At 68.0% G+C, this 16,145-nt stretch carries 12 protein-coding genes; 8 read left to right on the top strand and 4 right to left on the bottom strand.

The annotated features are described in order from the left end of the window. Positions 1 to 457: 457 nt before the first annotated feature. Positions 458 to 1,312 carry a DUF4743 domain-containing protein gene (locus ACRWK7_RS22970; RefSeq protein WP_431858635.1) on the bottom strand — a complete coding sequence of 285 codons (855 nt, stop codon included), beginning with the start codon at positions 1,310 to 1,312 and terminating at the stop codon, positions 458 to 460. Positions 1,313 to 1,434: 122 nt separating this feature from the next. Between ACRWK7_RS22970 and ACRWK7_RS22975 the strand changes: the two genes are divergently transcribed. The 4 genes from ACRWK7_RS22975 (at position 1,435) to ACRWK7_RS22990 (ending at position 7,460) form a co-directional block, all read left to right on the top strand. After that, positions 1,435 to 1,827 (top strand): response regulator, encoded by a 393-nt coding sequence (locus tag ACRWK7_RS22975; RefSeq protein WP_431858636.1) that lies wholly within the window; start codon positions 1,435 to 1,437, stop codon positions 1,825 to 1,827. Between the two features lie 779 nt (positions 1,828 to 2,606). Continuing rightward, a complete protein-coding gene (locus tag ACRWK7_RS22980; RefSeq protein ID WP_431858637.1) occupies positions 2,607 to 4,553 on the top strand; it encodes a PrkA family serine protein kinase in 1,947 nt (648 codons plus the stop codon). A gap of 40 nt (positions 4,554 to 4,593) precedes the next feature. Next, entirely contained in the window at positions 4,594 to 5,883 is a 1,290-nt protein-coding gene (locus tag ACRWK7_RS22985; protein WP_431858638.1) for a YeaH/YhbH family protein, read from the top strand. A gap of 29 nt (positions 5,884 to 5,912) precedes the next feature. Further along, positions 5,913 to 7,460 (top strand): SpoVR family protein, encoded by a 1,548-nt coding sequence (locus ACRWK7_RS22990; protein WP_431858640.1) that lies wholly within the window; start codon positions 5,913 to 5,915, stop codon positions 7,458 to 7,460. 4 nt (positions 7,461 to 7,464) lie between these two features. Here ACRWK7_RS22990 and ACRWK7_RS22995 read toward each other — a convergent pair whose 3' ends face one another. Both ACRWK7_RS22995 and ACRWK7_RS23000 read right to left on the bottom strand, forming a co-directional pair. Beyond that, on the bottom strand, positions 7,465 to 7,758 hold the full coding sequence (locus ACRWK7_RS22995) for a type II toxin-antitoxin system RelE/ParE family toxin (RefSeq protein ID WP_431858641.1): 294 nt from the start codon (positions 7,756 to 7,758) through the stop codon (positions 7,465 to 7,467). Further along, the gene (locus ACRWK7_RS23000) at positions 7,758 to 7,940 is read right to left on the bottom strand and encodes a hypothetical protein (RefSeq protein WP_431858642.1); all 183 of its coding nucleotides are present in this window, start codon (positions 7,938 to 7,940) and stop codon (positions 7,758 to 7,760) included. Before ACRWK7_RS23000 ends, ACRWK7_RS22995 begins: the two co-directional genes overlap by 1 nt. A gap of 179 nt (positions 7,941 to 8,119) precedes the next feature. On the opposite strand from ACRWK7_RS23000, the gene ACRWK7_RS23005 reads away from it, so the two are divergent. The 3 genes from ACRWK7_RS23005 (at position 8,120) to ACRWK7_RS23015 (ending at position 14,499) form a co-directional block, all read left to right on the top strand. Continuing rightward, positions 8,120 to 10,717 (top strand): methyl-accepting chemotaxis protein, encoded by a 2,598-nt coding sequence (locus ACRWK7_RS23005; RefSeq protein ID WP_431858643.1) that lies wholly within the window; start codon positions 8,120 to 8,122, stop codon positions 10,715 to 10,717. Between the two features lie 203 nt (positions 10,718 to 10,920). Beyond that, positions 10,921 to 11,130, top strand: a complete 210-nt coding sequence (locus tag ACRWK7_RS23010; protein WP_431858644.1) for a hypothetical protein — start codon at positions 10,921 to 10,923, stop codon at positions 11,128 to 11,130. Between the two features lie 333 nt (positions 11,131 to 11,463). Further along, on the top strand, positions 11,464 to 14,499 hold the full coding sequence (locus ACRWK7_RS23015; RefSeq protein ID WP_431858645.1) for a transglycosylase domain-containing protein: 3,036 nt from the start codon (positions 11,464 to 11,466) through the stop codon (positions 14,497 to 14,499). Positions 14,500 to 15,134: 635 nt separating this feature from the next. Here the strand turns inward: ACRWK7_RS23015 and ACRWK7_RS23020 are convergent. Then, the gene (locus ACRWK7_RS23020; protein ID WP_431858646.1) at positions 15,135 to 15,344 is read right to left on the bottom strand and encodes a hypothetical protein; all 210 of its coding nucleotides are present in this window, start codon (positions 15,342 to 15,344) and stop codon (positions 15,135 to 15,137) included. A 264-nt stretch (positions 15,345 to 15,608) separates the two neighbouring features. On the opposite strand from ACRWK7_RS23020, the gene ACRWK7_RS23025 reads away from it, so the two are divergent. Next, a complete protein-coding gene (locus ACRWK7_RS23025) occupies positions 15,609 to 16,034 on the top strand; it encodes a hemerythrin family protein (RefSeq protein WP_431858647.1) in 426 nt (141 codons plus the stop codon). Positions 16,035 to 16,145: the final 111 nt, after the last annotated feature.

Below are 16,145 nucleotides of genomic sequence, written 5' to 3' on the forward strand. Positions count from 1 at the left end.
CCCTCAAGGTGCGTCGAAAAATGGCTTCTTGGTCAACCGATTACCTCAACGCTCTCATTCACCCAACCGCGTGAATGTCTTCAAGCGATTCCCGTGGGCCCGTCAACCGCCGAAGCCGGGTTGATGCCGTCGCGCCGAAGCGCTGACACACCCGCTCTCTCGTCATCGTCACGGCCGGGCTTGCCCCCATAGGCGCCAAGTTTCGCCGCGGATACCAGTTCAGACGCTCATTTTGCCGTCATCCCCGCGAAGGCGGGGATCCAGGACGAGCCCCGGCAGGGGCGATATGATTCATGTGGCTCGCGGACGCGAGCGCTGGATCCCCGCCTTCGCGGGGATGACGGTGGGGGAAAGTGACTGGACGCCGAAACCGGCCACCAATCGCAAAATCAGCGCCTACACCCCTTCGCGGGCATGACGGCCGACAAAGTGTCCGGAGACGTGCCGTGCGAGCCGCTCACGCCGCGCTGCAGCGCAGGCCGTGGACGATCTCCAGGTAGTCGGGGTGCTCCGGCGTCAGCCAGCCGTGGCGGATCAGGAAGTCGAGCACCACGAGGTTCACGTTGAACTTCCAGTCCAGCGTGTCGTGCACCGACTCCGCCACCCGGTCGAGCGGCCAGCGCTCGAACGCCGCGACCTCGCCGTCGGTGTTGCGCGGCTCGAAGTCCGGGGCCAGCTCCAGGTCGTAGAGGAACAGCGTGTCCGGCTTCAGGCCGTGCTCGTTCTCCATCAGGTAGGTCACGGCGCCGACCGGGACCGCCCGGCCGATCAGCTCGGGGCCGATGCCGGCCTCCTCCTCGGCCTCCTTGACGAGGTTCTCGGCCAGCGTCAGGCCGATGGGCTGGCCGCCGGCGATCAGGTTGTCGAGCTGCCCCGGCGCCACGCCACGGTCCATGGCGCGGCGGCCGACCCACAGCTCCAGCCCCGCGGGCGTGCGCACGAAGCCGTTGACGTGCAGGCCGTACGCGGCGATGCCGAAATGCGCCACCACCGCGCGGTCGATGCGGGCCAGCGGCTCCGCTCCCCACTTTGGCAGCACCGGGTAGAACTCGCCGCGCAGCTTGCGCGCCAAGCCCTTCTCGACGACGTACGCGGCGGCGTGCGCCAGCACGGCGGAGCGCGCCTCGAAGTCGCGCACCTCCGGCGCCAGGGTGACGCGGCCGGCGCTCACCACGAAGCCGGGATCGACGTCGGGCAGCTCCTCGGCGAGCGCGTGGCGGATCCAGCCGATGCGGACGCCATCCACCTCGAACGGGCGGTAGGCGCTGAAGTCGTGCGTGTTGCACGCACGGATGCGGTCGAGGAAGGACATGGCAGCGAGTTTAGGGCTGCCGCGCCGCCACGCAATAGTCCTTGCGGCACCGGCCGGGTGGTTGCATTTCCGCGGTTGCGTGGCGTACACCCGGTTCAGGCACCGGTTTCAGGAGGCGGGTGATGACGGCCACGGCGTTCGGCAACTTTTCGGTGCTGGTCATCGAGGACGAGGCGTTCACCCGCATGGTGCTCGCCAAGATGCTGTCGACGCTCGGTTTCAAGGCCGTGCACCAGGCGCAGGACGGCGAGAGCGGGCTGAGCGCCGTGCGCACCCACGCCCCCGACGCGGTGGTCTGCGACGTCGAGATGACGCCGATGGACGGACTGGGCTTCCTGAAGGCGTTGCGCGCCAGCGACGACCCGCGCCACAAGGGGCTTCCGGTGGTGTTCATGACCAACCGCGTCGATGAGGGGCGGGTCGCGGAGGCGCGCGGCCTCGGCGCCGACACCTTCCTGGTCAAGCCGGCAACGCCCGACGCCCTGCGCCAGACGCTGGGCGAGCGGCTGGGCTGAGCCGCCGGCCACGCCGCGTGGCGGGCCCAGTGCCCCCCCACTGTGGCGCGGATCACATACCCGCGCGGGAAAATGCGCTGTCCTGGCGTGGCGCACGGACCACCCCGAAGGGACAGGCCGGACGACCTCGACCTTAACCTTTCGCATGCACCCCAATGCGCTGTGCCCGCACGCGTTGTTGGCATGGGATAAGACACCCCATCTCTCTTAGGGATGGGCGGATCAATGGGGACCGACTGTGCGTTCATGTCGTGGGAGAAGCCGGCGCTTCGGGCCGGCGTCCTCCGGCTTGGCAGGGAGTTGTTAACGATTGATCCTAAAGCTGATGGTTATCCTTAGCGCACCCATCGTCTGATGGTGCGCGGCGGCTCTGGAGGATGATGGCGTGACCTGTGACGCCAGAGACACTCTGAAGGAGCGGTGCACGGGGGTCTCCCCCGGTGCCGGGAGGCGGCTACGGCCGGCGTTCCCGGCGGGCTCGGCCGGTGGGCGGAGCATCCGACGGACGGCATATCGGCCGCCGGGCAGGGCTTCCGAACCGAACAGCACTCCCGAACGCCTGGAAAGCCTTGAACCGGGCATTACATTGAAAGTGGGCGCCCCTGCGGGTCCGCTGCGATTTGACGGCAATCACTTAAGTCTGGGCTTCGACGGTGAGCGGGGTCGGCACGGGGCTTGTCCAACCGTGTCCACCCTTGGAACGCGGTGTCTTCCGTCTGCGCCGGGGTACGGCCGCACAGGGGGATCCGACGCATCGGACTAGGAATACGGAGCGAGGCATGTTCCCGAGCGACGAACTGTTCACCCGCTACGCGCAGTCCTACGAAGGGCGCCGCGAGCACGAGATGACCCTCACGGAGTACCTTGAGGGCTGCCGCAACGACCCGATGATGTACGCGTCCGCCCCGGAGCGGATCCTGGCCGCCATCGGCGAGCCGGAGGTGGTCGACACCGCCCGCGACCAGCGCCTCGGGCGCATCTTCATGAACCGGACCATCAAGGTCTACCCCGCCTTCTCCGACTTCTACGGCATGGAGGAGACGATCGAGCGGATCGTCGGCTTCTTCCGCCACGCCGCGCAGGGGCTGGAGGAGCGCAAGCAGATCCTCTACCTGCTGGGTCCGGTGGGCGGCGGCAAGTCGTCGCTGGCCGAGCGGCTGAAGTCGCTGATGGAGAAGTGCCCGGTCTACGTGCTGAAGGCCGGCAAGGAGATCTCGCCGGTGTTCGAGAGCCCGCTGGGCCTCTTCAATCCGGAGGAGATGGGCGACCTGCTGGAGGAGCGCTACGGCGTGCCGAAGCGCCGCCTGACCGGCCTGATGAGCCCGTGGGCGGTCAAGCGCCTGGACGAGTTCGGCGGCGACATCTCCAAGTTCCGCGTCATCAAGGTGCACCCCAGCAAGCTGCGGCAGATCTGCGTCACCAAGACCGAGCCCGGCGACGAGAACAACCAGGACATCTCGTCCCTGGTCGGCAAGGTCGATATCCGCAAGCTGGAGGTGTACAGCCAGAACGATCCGGATGCCTACAGCTTCTCCGGCGGCCTGAACCGGGCCAGCCAGGGCATCATGGAATTCGTCGAGATGTTCAAGGCGCCGATCAAGATGCTGCACCCGCTGCTGACGGCGACCCAGGAGGGCAACTACGTCGGCTCGGAGAACATCGGCGCCATCCCGTTCCAGGGCATCATCCTGGCGCACTCCAACGAATCCGAGTGGCAGTCCTTCAAGAACAACAAGAACAACGAAGCCTTCATCGACCGCATCTGCGTCATCAAGGTGCCGTACTGCCTGCGCGTGCAGGAGGAGCAGCACATCTACGACAAGCTGATCCAGGGCTCCGACCTCGCGACCGCGCCCTGCGCGCCGGCGACGCTGGAGATGCTGGCCAAGTTCTCGGTGCTGTCGCGCATGCGCGAGCACCCGAACTCCAGCCTGTACTCGAAGATGCGGGTCTATGACGGCGAGAGCCTGAAGGAGACCGACCCCAAGGCCAAGTCCATGCAGGAGTACAAGGACCAGGCCGGCGTCGACGAGGGCATGGACGGCATCTCCACCCGCTTCGCCTTCAAGGTGCTGGCGGCGACCTTCAACTACGACTCGACCGAGATCTCCGCCGATCCCGTGCACCTGATGTACATCCTGGAGCAGTCGATCAAGCGGGAGCAGTTCGCCGACGACACCGAGAAGAAGTACATCGAGTTCATCAAGGCCGAGCTGGCGCCGCGCTACGCCGAGTTCATCGGCAACGAGATCCAGAAGGCGTACCTGGAGTCGTACAGCGACTACGGCCAGAACCTGTTCGACCGCTACGTCGATTACGCCGACGCGTGGATCGAGGACCAGGACTTCAAGGACCCGGACACCGGCCAGCTGATGAACCGCGAGCTGCTGAACCAGGAGCTGACCAAGATCGAGAAGCCGGCCGGCATCGCCAACCCGAAGGACTTCCGCAACGAGGTCGTCAAGTTCGCGCTGCGCGCCAAGGCCGCCAACCAGGGCCGCAACCCGTCCTGGACCTCCTACGAGAAGATCCGCGAGGTCATCGAGAAGCGGATGTTCTCCCAGGTCGAGGACCTGCTGCCGGTCATCTCCTTCGGGTCGAAGAAGGACGGCGAGACCGAGAAGAAGCACACGGAGTTCGTCTCGCGCATGATGTCGCGCGGCTACACCGAGCGGCAGGTCCGCCGGCTGGTCGAGTGGTACATGCGCGTGAAGCAGGCGGGCTGATCCGCCGATTTGGGTTCGGTAGCGTGAGGGCTCCCCATTGATGAACATCATCGACCGACGCCTGAACCCGCAGGGCAAGAGCCTGGCCAACCGCCAGCGCTTCCTGCGGCGAGCCAAGGAGCAGGTGGTCAAGGCGGTCCGCGACGCCTCCTCCAAGCGCTCGATCCAGGACGTCGAGAGCGGCGACAAGATCTCCATCTCGACCGGCGGCGTGCGGGAGCCCTCCCTCCACCGGGCCAACTCCGGCGGCCTGCGCGACTACGTCGTGCCCGGCAACAAGGAGTACGTCGAGGGCGACACCATCCCCCGCCCCGAGCAGGGCGGCGGGCGGGGCAGCGAGGGGTCGCCCGACGGCGAGGGCGAGGACGATTTCCGCTTCGTCCTCTCCCGCGAGGAGTTCCTGGACATCTTCCTGGAGGACCTGGAACTCCCCGACCTGGTGAAGCAGAAGGTCAAGCAGTCGGAAAGCTTCTCGCTGACGCGGGCGGGCTTCACGCCCAGCGGCTCGCCGGCCAACCTCAACCTGGTGCGCACCATGCGCAACAGCCTCAGCCGCCGCATCGCGCTGAAGCGGCCGAAGCCGGCGGAGATGGAGGAACTGGAGCGCCTGCTGAAGGAGGCCGAGGAGCGTGGCGATTCCGAGGAGATGCGGGAGCTGCGCGAGGCGCTGGAGCACAAGCACCTGCGCTCCAAGCGCATCCCCTTCATCGACCCCATCGACGTCCGCTACAACCGCTTCGAATCCGTGCCGAAGCCGATCGCCCAGGCGGTGATGTTCTGCCTGATGGACGTGTCCGGCTCGATGACCGAGCACATGAAGGACCTCGCCAAGCGCTTCTTCATGCTGCTGTACCTGTTCCTGAAGCGGCGGTACCGCTCGGTGGACATCGTCTTCATCCGCCACACCCACGAGGCCAAGGAGGTGGACGAGGAGACGTTCTTCTACTCCACCGAGACCGGCGGCACCGTGGTGTCCACCGCGCTGGAGGAGATGCAGCGCGTCGTGCAGGAGCGCTATCCCGAGAACGAGTGGAACATCTACGCCGCCCAGGCCTCGGACGGCGACAACATGTCCTCGGACAACGCCCGCTCGGCCGCCCTGCTGCGCGACGTGATCCTGCCGCTGTGCCAGTACTTCGCCTACATCGAGGTGGCGGCGGAGCACAACATGGGCCTCTCGGCGCTCGGCCGCGAGACCGAGCTGTGGCGCACCTACAAGATGGTGCAGCGCCCCGACCTGCCGCTCGCCATGCGGCGCGTGCGCTCGCGCCGCGAGATCTTCCCCGTCTTCCGCGACCTGTTCGCCCGCGACAAGGTCGCCGCCCCTTAAAGAGTTTTGGCCGTAAGGAGCCGTACAGCATGACCGCCGTCATCTCGAAGCCGGAAGGCCTGCTCTACGACGGGGCCGACTGGGACTACGACAAGATCAAGCGCGTCTACGACGCCATCGAGGACATCGCCGTCAAGGAGATGGGCCTCGACGTCTACCCGAACCAGATCGAGGTCATCACGGCCGAGCAGATGCTCGACGCCTATTCGTCCATCGGCATGCCGCTGATGTACAAGCACTGGTCGTTCGGCAAGCACTTCGCCCGCGACGAGATGCTGTACCGCAAGGGCTACCGGGGCCTCGCGTACGAGATCGTCATCAATTCCAGCCCCTGCATCAGCTACATCATGGAAGAGAACACCATGACGATGCAGACGCTGGTGATCGCCCACGCGGCGTTCGGGCACAACCACTTCTTCAAGAACAACCAGCTGTTCCAGCAGTGGACGGACGCCAAGGGCATCCTCGACTACCTGGAATTCGCCAAGTCCTTCATCTCCCACTGCGAGGAGCGCCACGGCCACGCCGCGGTGGAGCGGGTGCTGGACGCCGCGCACGCGCTGATGAGCCAGGGCGTGCACAAGTACCCGAAGAAGCGCCCGCTCGACCTGCGCGAGGAGCAGAAGCGCGAGCGCGAGCGCCGCGAGTACGAGGAGCAGACCTTCAACGACCTCTGGCGCACCGTGCCCAAGCCGTCCGGCAGCAGCCGGCCGTCGCGCAGCATGTCGGAGCGCAAGAAGCTGCTGGGCCTGCCCGAGGAGAACCTGCTCTACTTCCTGGAGAAGAAGGCGCCGCGGCTGGAGCACTGGCAGCGCGAGATCCTCCGCATCGTCCGCCACATCAGCCAGTACTTCTACCCGCAGAAGCAGACCAAGCTGATGAACGAGGGCTGTGCCACCTACACCCACTACACGATCATGAACCGGCTGCACCAGAAGGGCATGATCTCGGAAGGGGCGATGCTGGAGTTCCTGCACTCGCACACCTCCGTGGTCTTCCAGCCGGAGTTCGACGACCCGCGCTTCTCGGGCATCAACCCGTATGCGCTGGGCTTCGCCATGATGCAGGACATCCAGCGCATCGCCGAGAACCCGACCGAGGAGGACCGTTACTGGTTCCCCGACCTCGCCGGCCGGGGCGACGGCATGGCGGCGCTGCGCGAGGCGTGGCACAACTTCCGCGACGAGAGCTTCGTGCTGCAGTACCTCAGCCCGCACCTCATCCGGAAGATGAAGCTGTTCACCGTGCGCGACGACGCCGAGGACCCCTACCTGCTGGTCGAGCACATCCACAACGAGCGCGGCTTCCGCCACATCCGCAAGCTGCTGGCCCGGCAGTACGACCTGGGCTACCTGGAGCCGGACATCCAGATCGTCGACGTGGACCTCGCCGGCGACCGCAAGCTGATCCTGCACCACCGCGTCACCAACGGCGTGCTGCTGGACGAGAGCGACGCCAAGGCGGTGCTGCGCCACATCGCCAACCTCTGGGGCTACGAGGTGCAGCTGATCGAGGTGTCGGCGGTGTCCGAGGCGATCCTCAAGGAGCACGCGGTCACGGCGCCGAGCGGGGGGTGAGCGCTTAACCCCCCAACGCCCGTTCGATGTCGAGGGCCGAGTGCAGGACGCGCACCACCTCAATGCCGTCCTGAATCGGCCAATAGAAGATGACATACCGCCCCAATGGGACGCTTCGCAGATTGGTGCGGAGCTCCCCTCGTGGCCGGCCCGTGAATGGCCGCTCGGCCAACAGCTCGAATCGGGACGTGAACTGGGCTACAAGCCGCGACGCGGCGGCTGGATTGTCTCGGCTGATGTACTCGGCGATGGCAATGAGGTCGGCGCGTGCTCGCGGTGCGATGACGTACCGCGCCATTATGCTTCGTCCGTCACCGTTCCGAAGCGGGCCCGCAATTCGGCCATGACGGCTTCACCATCCAGACCAAGCCCGGCTTCCAGCTCACGCGCACCTTCTTCGACGGCGCATCGCAGCGCATCAAGCTTGGCCCCGTCTTCCGGGGTAAGGTTCGGGTCTGGGGCACGGCTCGGCTTTGCCATGGCCGGAATATAGCACGTACCAAGCCTCATTTCCACGCGCCCCGGTGGAGACCGCCCGTTCCGCGCGGGCAACGATTACCCGATTGTCCTTCTCGGAAATTTCATCGAAGCGTCATCGCGGTGATGCGGCGGCGGGCGTAACGGAGTCGCCCCGTACACCCAAGCCACCGCCGGACGCCATGACCACACTCCACGCCCCCCGCCGCTTCGGCATCAAGGCGAAAATGCTGCTGGCCTTTGCCGCGGTGGCGGCGCTGCCGGTGCTGGCGGCGGCCATCGGCTGGCTGTCCTACGCCTCCGTGCGCGAGCGCGTCGCCGACATCGCCGACACGCAGATGCCGGTGCTCGGCGCCGCGCAGGGCATGGCGACGGCGACGGCGCGCATCCTGGCGCTGGGGCCGCTGATCGACGCCGCCAAGGCACCGGCGGAGCTGACAGCGCTTGCGGCCGAGGCCGACGCCCGGCGCGCCGAGCTGACGCGGCTCGCCGACACGCTGGCGCGCGGGCCGGTGGACCCGGCGCAGGTCGCCGTCCTGCGCGGCGCCGCCGGCTCGGTGCTCGGCAACGTCGATGCGCTGGCGCAGGCCACGTCCCGCCGCCTCGACCGCCGCGAGCGCCGCGCCCGCCGCCTCGCCGAACTGGCCACCGCGCACGCCGAACTGCTGGCGGTGCTGAAGCCGGCGATGGCGCGCTCCGGCCAGGACCTCGCCGAGGCCATCGGCACCATGGCCGAGGCCGCCTCGCAGTCCTCCGCCGCCATCGGCGACGAGCTGGGACAGGCGGTGCTGCCGCTGTTCCAGCTGCGCGGCGCGCTGTCGGCGCTGACCAAGGCGCTGCTGATCGGCGCCTTCGAGACCGACGGATCGCGGGTGATGTCGGCCTCCACCGACTACGACTCGGCGGTCTCGGACGTGCAGGGCGCCCTGCGCCCGTTGGCCGGCGACGCGGCGGCGGCCCCGGTGGTCGCTGCGGTGCGGGCGCTGGAGGCCTTCGGCGACGGGCCGCAGAGCGTCTACACCAGGCGCGTCCGCCAGCTCGACCCGGCCACCGACCTGGCGACCGCCCGCGCCCTGGGCAAGGAGATCGCCGCGAGCGTCGCCGAGATCGTCCGCCTGGACGGCGAGGCCAACGCGCGCATGCTGCCGCTCATGCTCAACGCCCGCAGCCGCATCGCCCAGGCCGGCGACGCCATGGTGCAGCGGGTGCAGGAACTGGCGGCCTCCACCGTGCCGCAGGCCCAGCACGCCTACATGGCGCTGAGCGGGCTGCTGGCCGAGACCAACCTGCTGGCCGGCCTGCTGGCCGAGGCCGGCAACGCCGACACCCCTGACCGGCTGGCCGAGGCGCGCCGCGCGCTGGACGCCGGGGCGGCGGAGATCCGCACGCTGGCCGCCGACCTGGAAGGGATCGAGGCGCAGGCGGCGGCCGGGCCGCTGGTGCAGCGCCTGCTGGAGATCGGCTTCGGCCCCGAGGGCATCCTGGCGCTGCGCCGCGGCGAGCTGGAGGCGTCCGCCGAGAACGCCGCGCTGATCGAGCGCAACCGCGCGCTGGCCGCCACCCTGTCGGCGGCGGTGGACACGCTGGTGGCGAGCGCCGCCGAGGCCGCCCAGCGCGGCGCCGGCGACGCCCGCGCGGCGCTGGAGCGCACCAGCACCATCCAGATCCTGCTGGCCTCGGCCGGCGTGCTGCTGTCGGTGCTGATCGTCGTGCTGGTGGTCGGGCGCGGCCTCGTCGCCCGGCTGGAGGCGCTGGCGGCGGCCATGCAGCGGGTGGCGCGCGGCGAGCTGTCGGTCAGCGTGCCGCGCACCGGCTCGGACGAGATCGCCGACATGGCGGACACGCTGGACGTCTTCATCGCCAACGCCCGCGCGATGGAGGACGCCCGCCGCCGCGTCGAGGAGGAGCGCAGCCGCGCCGCCGAGGTGCGCCGCGCCAGCATGCTGGACATCGCCGCGACGTTCGAGCGCAACGTGCTGACCAGCGTCACCGCGCTGGCCGAGGCGGCGCGCGCCATGCACGACCGCGCCCGCACGCTGACCTCCATCGCCGCGCGCGCCAGCGACCAGGCGACCGCCGCCATGGAGGTGTCGGCCGAGACCTCCGCCGGCATCCAGCAGGTGGCGACCGCGGCGGCCGAGATCTCCACCTCCATCGCGGAGATCTGCAAGCGCACCTCCGAATCGGCGCGCATCATCGGCGAGACCGCCGCCGGCGCCGAGCAGGTGAAGGCCACCGTCGGCCAGCTGTCCTCCACCACCGAGGCGATCGGCACCGTGGTGGGCGTCATCGACACCATCGCCGGGCAGACCAACCTGCTGGCCCTCAACGCCACCATCGAGGCGGCGCGCGCCGGCGAGACGGGCAAGGGCTTCGCCGTCGTCGCCACCGAGGTGAAGCACCTCGCCACCCAGACGGTGCAGGCGACCGGCGACATCGCCCGCCAGATCATCGCCACCCAGACCGCCAGCCAGGAGACCGCGGCGGTGGTCGAGATCATGACCAGCAGCATCCAGCGCATCGAGGGCAACGCCTCCGCCATCGCCGCGGCGGTGGAGCAGCAGTCGGCGATCACCGAGGGGATCGTCGGCAGTGCGCATCAGGTGGCGCAGGGCACCCAGCGCGCCTCGGAGTTCGTCACCGAGCTGTCCGACGCCGCGGCGCGCGTGCGCGCCCACGCCCACGAGGTGCTGGGCGTAGCCGAGGGCGTGTCGCACGAGGCCACCGCGCTGGGCGGCGCCGTGCACCTGTTCCTGCAGGAAATCCGCGCGTCGCGGTGATCGGAGGCGGGGGCTTGACCTTGGGCGTCGCCGCGACAGCTCTTTGGGAAAAGCACGGCGACGTTGCACTCGCCCCCCACGCGGCAGCGCAATAATTTCCACAACCCGATGGGGGCGATTGCAATTGGGAGAAAATGGTAGCACCATTCCCATAGGGTTAGACACGTAACCATAACGTCTCGATACGGCGCAGGGAGGCAGCCATGGTCGATCACGTCGCGCTGCGGAGCGCCATCGACGCCCTGGAGGAATGCTCCGGGAAGGCCGACTCGCGGCGCGCCGACATGCCGCTGCTGCTCGGCCGGCTCTATTCCACCTACGCGCAGACCCAACTGGAGCGGCACGGCGTGTCGGTCGACCTGATGGCGCTGTGCGGCGACAACTGGGACAGCCTGACCGGGCGGTACGGGTGAAGGAAAAGCCCCTCTCCCTGGATGGGAGAGGGGTTGGGGAGAGGGTGGCGCCGCGAAGCGGCCACGTTCCTCCCCCTCTCCCCACCCCCTCCCCCGCGAGGGGGGGAGGGGCTCAAAGCTCTCCCTTCACACCGCTTTGCCGCCGGAACGCACCCCGTGTCGGCGCCGCCACGCTACCCTTTTATTTCAGAGTAGCGCTTTTTCGGGGTCATTTTCTGGCCCGGAAGAAGAACCCATTACACTCCTTATTAACCATCAGAAGCATAGCGTTCAGCCATATCGTCCAGAAACTTGGGCGGTATTTTAACCAAATCGCGGTATGGCTGGTCCCCCATGTCCTGGTCTTTCTGGCGGCGGTCGATCCTCGGCGTTTCCGTGCTGGCCCTGACCGGCGGCGTGGCGGCCATCGGCATGGAGGAGATGCGCACCTCGCGGTTGCAGGCGAAGCTGCTGTCGTCCTACGCCAAGGACATGACCTACGCCCTGAAGGACGGGCCGAACCCGGCCGCCCGCTACCCGACCATGGGCCCGTACAACGAGCGCCTGGGCTACACCGCGCTGCCCAACCAGCTGAAGGCGCTGACCGACGACATGTACGCGGTGGAGATGCAGGCGACGCTCTCCCCCGCGCTCGACCAGTTCATGGCCAAGGGCGGCTTCCCGATCTACCACGAGAAGACGCGCGGCGGGCTGACGCTGCTCGACCGCAACGGCTCGGCGCTGTTCTCCGCCCGCTACCCGGAGCGGGTGTTCAACCGCTTCGAGGACGTGCCGCCGCTGGTCGCCGACACGCTGCTGTTCATCGAGAACCGCGAGCTGCTGAACACCGACGAGCCGCGCCGCAACCCGGCCGTGGAGTGGGAGCGCTTCGGCGCCGCCGTGCTGGCGCTGCCCATCCAGTTCATCAAGCCGGGCACCCGCTCGCCCGGCGGCTCGACGCTGGCGACGCAGATCGAGAAGTACCGCCACTCCCCCGACGGGCAGACCACCGGCGCCACCGAGAAGCTGCGCCAGATGGCCTCCGCCTCGGTGCGCGCCTACCTGGACGGCGAGGACACCACCCTGGCCCGCCGCCGCATCCTGGTGGACTACCTGAACTCCACGCCGCTCACCGGGCGGCCGGGCTTCGGCGAGGTGAACGGGCTGGGCGACGGGCTGTGGGCGTGGTACGGCACCGACCTGGCGCTGGCCGTCAAGGCGCTGTCGGAACCGGCGCCGGACGCCCGCTCGCTGCAGCTGAAGGCGCTGGCCTACAAGCAGGTGCTGAGCCTGATGCTGGCGCAGCGCCGCCCCTCGCACTACCTGATCGCCGACCGCAACGCGCTGGAGACGCTGGCCAACAGCTACCTGCGCGTGATGGCGCAGGCCGGCGTCATCGACACTGCGCTGCGCGACGCGGCGCTGGCCACCAGGCTGAAGTTCCGCGACGAGCCGCCGCCGGCGCAGTCCGCCTCCTTCGTCGAGCAGAAGGCGCCCAACGCCATCCGCGCGCGCCTGCTGTCCATGCTGAACGTGCCGAGCCTCTACCAGCTCGACCGCACCGACGTGACGGTGGAGACGTCGCTGGACAACCCCGCCCAGCAGCGGGTGGTGGAGACGCTGGCGAAGCTGAACGACCCCGCCTTCGCCGCCCAGATGGGGCTGACGGGCGAGCGCCTGCTCGACGTCAAGGGCAACGACCTGTCGAAGATCATCTACTCGATCACGCTGTACGAGCGCGGCACGGACGCCAACTACCTGCGCGTCCAGGCCGACAACTACGACCAGCCGCTGGACATCAACGAGGGCGCCAAGCTCGACCTCGGCTCCACGGCCAAGCTGCGCACGCTGACCACCTACCTGGAGATCGTCGCCGAGCTGCACACCCGCTACGGCCACCTGCCGCGCGAGTTCCTGATCGACGTGCAGGACGAGGCGAGCGACAACCTGACGCGCTGGGCGGCGGAGTGGCTGATCAACGCCAGGGACCGCAGCCTGCCGGCCATGCTCGACGCCGCCATGGAGCGCCGCTACTCGGCCAGCCCGGCGGAGGCGTTCTTCACCGGCGGCGGCCTGCACACCTTCGTGAACTTCAACAACAAGGACAACGGCAGCATCCTGACCGTCACCGAGTCGCTGCGCAACTCGGTCAACCTGCCGTTCATCCGCATCATGCGCGACGTGGTGCAGTTCTACACCGCCGAGGGCGGCGACGATTCCACCGACATCCTGCAGAACCCCGAGCACCCGGCGCGGCAGGCCTATCTGGCGCGATTCGCCGACAAGGAAGGCAGCGACTTCCTCAACCGCTTCTACAACGACTACCGCAAGCGCACCCCCGACGAGGCGCTGGCCCTGCTGGCCAGCCGCACACGGCCGGCGCCGCACCGGTTGGCGGTGGTGTTCCGCTACGTCCGGCCGGAGGCCGGGGTGGACGCCTTCGCCCGCTTCATGCGCGCCCGCCTGCCCGACGCGAAGCTGGGCGACGAGGAGGTCGCCAAGCTCTACACCAAGTACGGGCCGGACAAGTTCCCGCTGAACGACCTGGGCTATCTGGCGCGCGTGCATCCGCTGGAGCTGTGGCTGGTGGCGCATCTGCAGAAGAACCCCGGCGCCAAGCGGCAGGACGTGCTGGACGCCTCCGCCGACAAGCGCCAGGAAAGCTACAAGTGGCTGTTCAAGAAGGGCCAGCAGGCGCAGAACACGCGCATCCGCATCGGCCTGGAGGAAGAGGCCTTCCTGCGCATCGGCGAGAGCTGGAAGAAGTTCGGCTACCCGTTCGACCTGATCCCCTCCTTCGCCACCGCCATCGGCAGCTCCGCCGACCGGCCGGCGGCGCTGGCCGAGCTGATGGGCATCATCCTCAACGACGGGGTGCGCCAGCCGACCGTGCGCGTCAACAAGCTGCACTTCGCCGCCGGCACGCCCTACGAGGCGGTGGTCGGCCTGGGGCCGATGGACGGCAAGCGGGTGCTGAAGCCGGAGATCGCCGCGACGCTGCGCAAGGCGCTGATGGACGTGGCGCAGAACGGCACCGCCAAGCGTGTCTGGGGCTCGTTCAAGGATCCCGCGGGGCAGGTCATCCCGATCGGCGGCAAGACCGGCACCGGCGACCACCGGCTGGACCGCTACGGCCCCGGCGGCCACCTGATCGAATCCCGCGCGGTGAACCGCACGGCGACCTTCGTCTTCTACATCGGCGACCGCTTCTTCGGCACCATGACCGCCTTCGTGCACGGGCCGGAGGCCGACCACTACCGGTTCACCTCGGCGCTGCCGGCGCAGCTGCTGAAGAGCCTCGCCCCGGCGCTGCAGCCGCTGATCGACCCGACCAACACCCACACCGCCGGCACCGAACCGGCCAAGCCGAGGCCGGCGGCCAAGCTGTAGGAGCACCCCGCGGGCCCGAGTCGATCCCGAGTCGGGCCCGAGTCGGGCCCGAGTCGGTCCAGGCACAGCAACGGGTTCACTGCCGCCACCGGGCGTTCGGCGGCGGGCTTTTCCGCCACCCTGGGTGGATAGGCCCTTCGTCGTAGGGCAATACCCGCTCGCCCATCCCCCGTCAGCAGATGAACGGGCGCGTTAAATAATTATATGTCGCCACGCCCGCCAGCTCAGGACGATTTTTGAAATAATGTTATTTTTGTGTGGTTTTCCAAGGCGTGCGCGGTGCAGCACGCCGCGATTGACTTGCTGTCCCGGCGGAGTATAACCGGCTTCTCAGCGGTTGATCAGCCCCTGTTCGGACGGGAACTGTACCGTGCATTATGAAATAAACTGCCTTGTCCAGCCTGGACCTGACGGTAGCGAAGAAGTAACCTTGAAGTATTTGGTCGAGGCAACCCAGATGCTTGAAAAGTTCCTTAATTCAAGCAACATCTCGGGCACGCTGGAACTGGTCGACCTGCGGCGCGGCAAGATCGTGTACAAGGCCTACTGCTTACCGGACGAGGGCTCGATCCGCTGACCGTTCAGTGTCCGGCCAGAAAGCCGGACGCACACTTTCGAAAGATCGCGCGCGTGCGTCAGACGACGGACGCGCCGGCCAGCAGTCCATCCAGTTCCCACGCCAGAAACGCCAGCGGCAGGTCCGGCCGCAGGCCGCGCAGCACGCTCATGGCCAGCGAGAAGGCACCGTCGTGATCCTCGTGCAGCCGTCCGGCGTCGTAGGCGTGCCGCACGACGGCGGCCTCCTGCGCCGTCAGGTCGGCGATCCGGCGTGATAGGGCGGTCATGGCGTGGCTCCGGTGCTGCATCGCGTCGAACCGCACCGTGCGCCGCGTTGGTTAATGATTGCTTGCCGGAACGGTGGAGTCGCGCCGACATCACGCAGCTTTGCCGAAAATACGGTATGAATTCTTTTTGAATTCGTCTGGCATTGCGAAATGGAGACGAAAGACGTCCGGCATGCGACAACCCGCCTCAACTTGCGATAGGTGCGTTTTTGTCGAACCCTGATAGTATTTCTGCCGACTTGATGCGATGAAGGACATCGCGACATGGGCGCGGCCTGCCTGCGGGCGTTGACCAGCGAATACCACCACATCCTCGACCAGCTCGGCCGCCTCTACGAGGAGAGCGTGAGCGGGCCGGTGGACGCCGCGCTGACCGCGGAACTGCGCAGCCTCGGCGCCGCCTTCGCGGAGCATTTCGCCCACGAGCGCGCCCTGATGGACGCCACCCGCTACCCCGACGCCGGCCGCCACGAGGAGACGCACGGGCTGATCCGCCGCTTCGTGGACAAGCTGGCCGCCGCGGCGGAGCGCCGCGACGACGGGCTGGTCCGGCGGGAGATGCCGTTCCTGCTGCACCTCGTGCTCGACCACCGCACCGTCGAGGACCGCAGCCTGGACGAGTTCGTGGTCGGCCTGGAGACGGGCGGCCTGGAGATGCACGGGCTGCAGGCCGGCGCCGCCGTGCATTGAGCCGGCGGCGCCCTCCGCCCTTGTGTCTTGGCAAGGCCCTAAATTGATGCCCGGACGGCACACCTTCCCTGTGCCGTCCGGGCTGGCCGACCTCGAGCCGCCTTTGGCGCA

The sequence above is a fragment of the Azospirillum sp. genome (assembly GCF_050789165.1).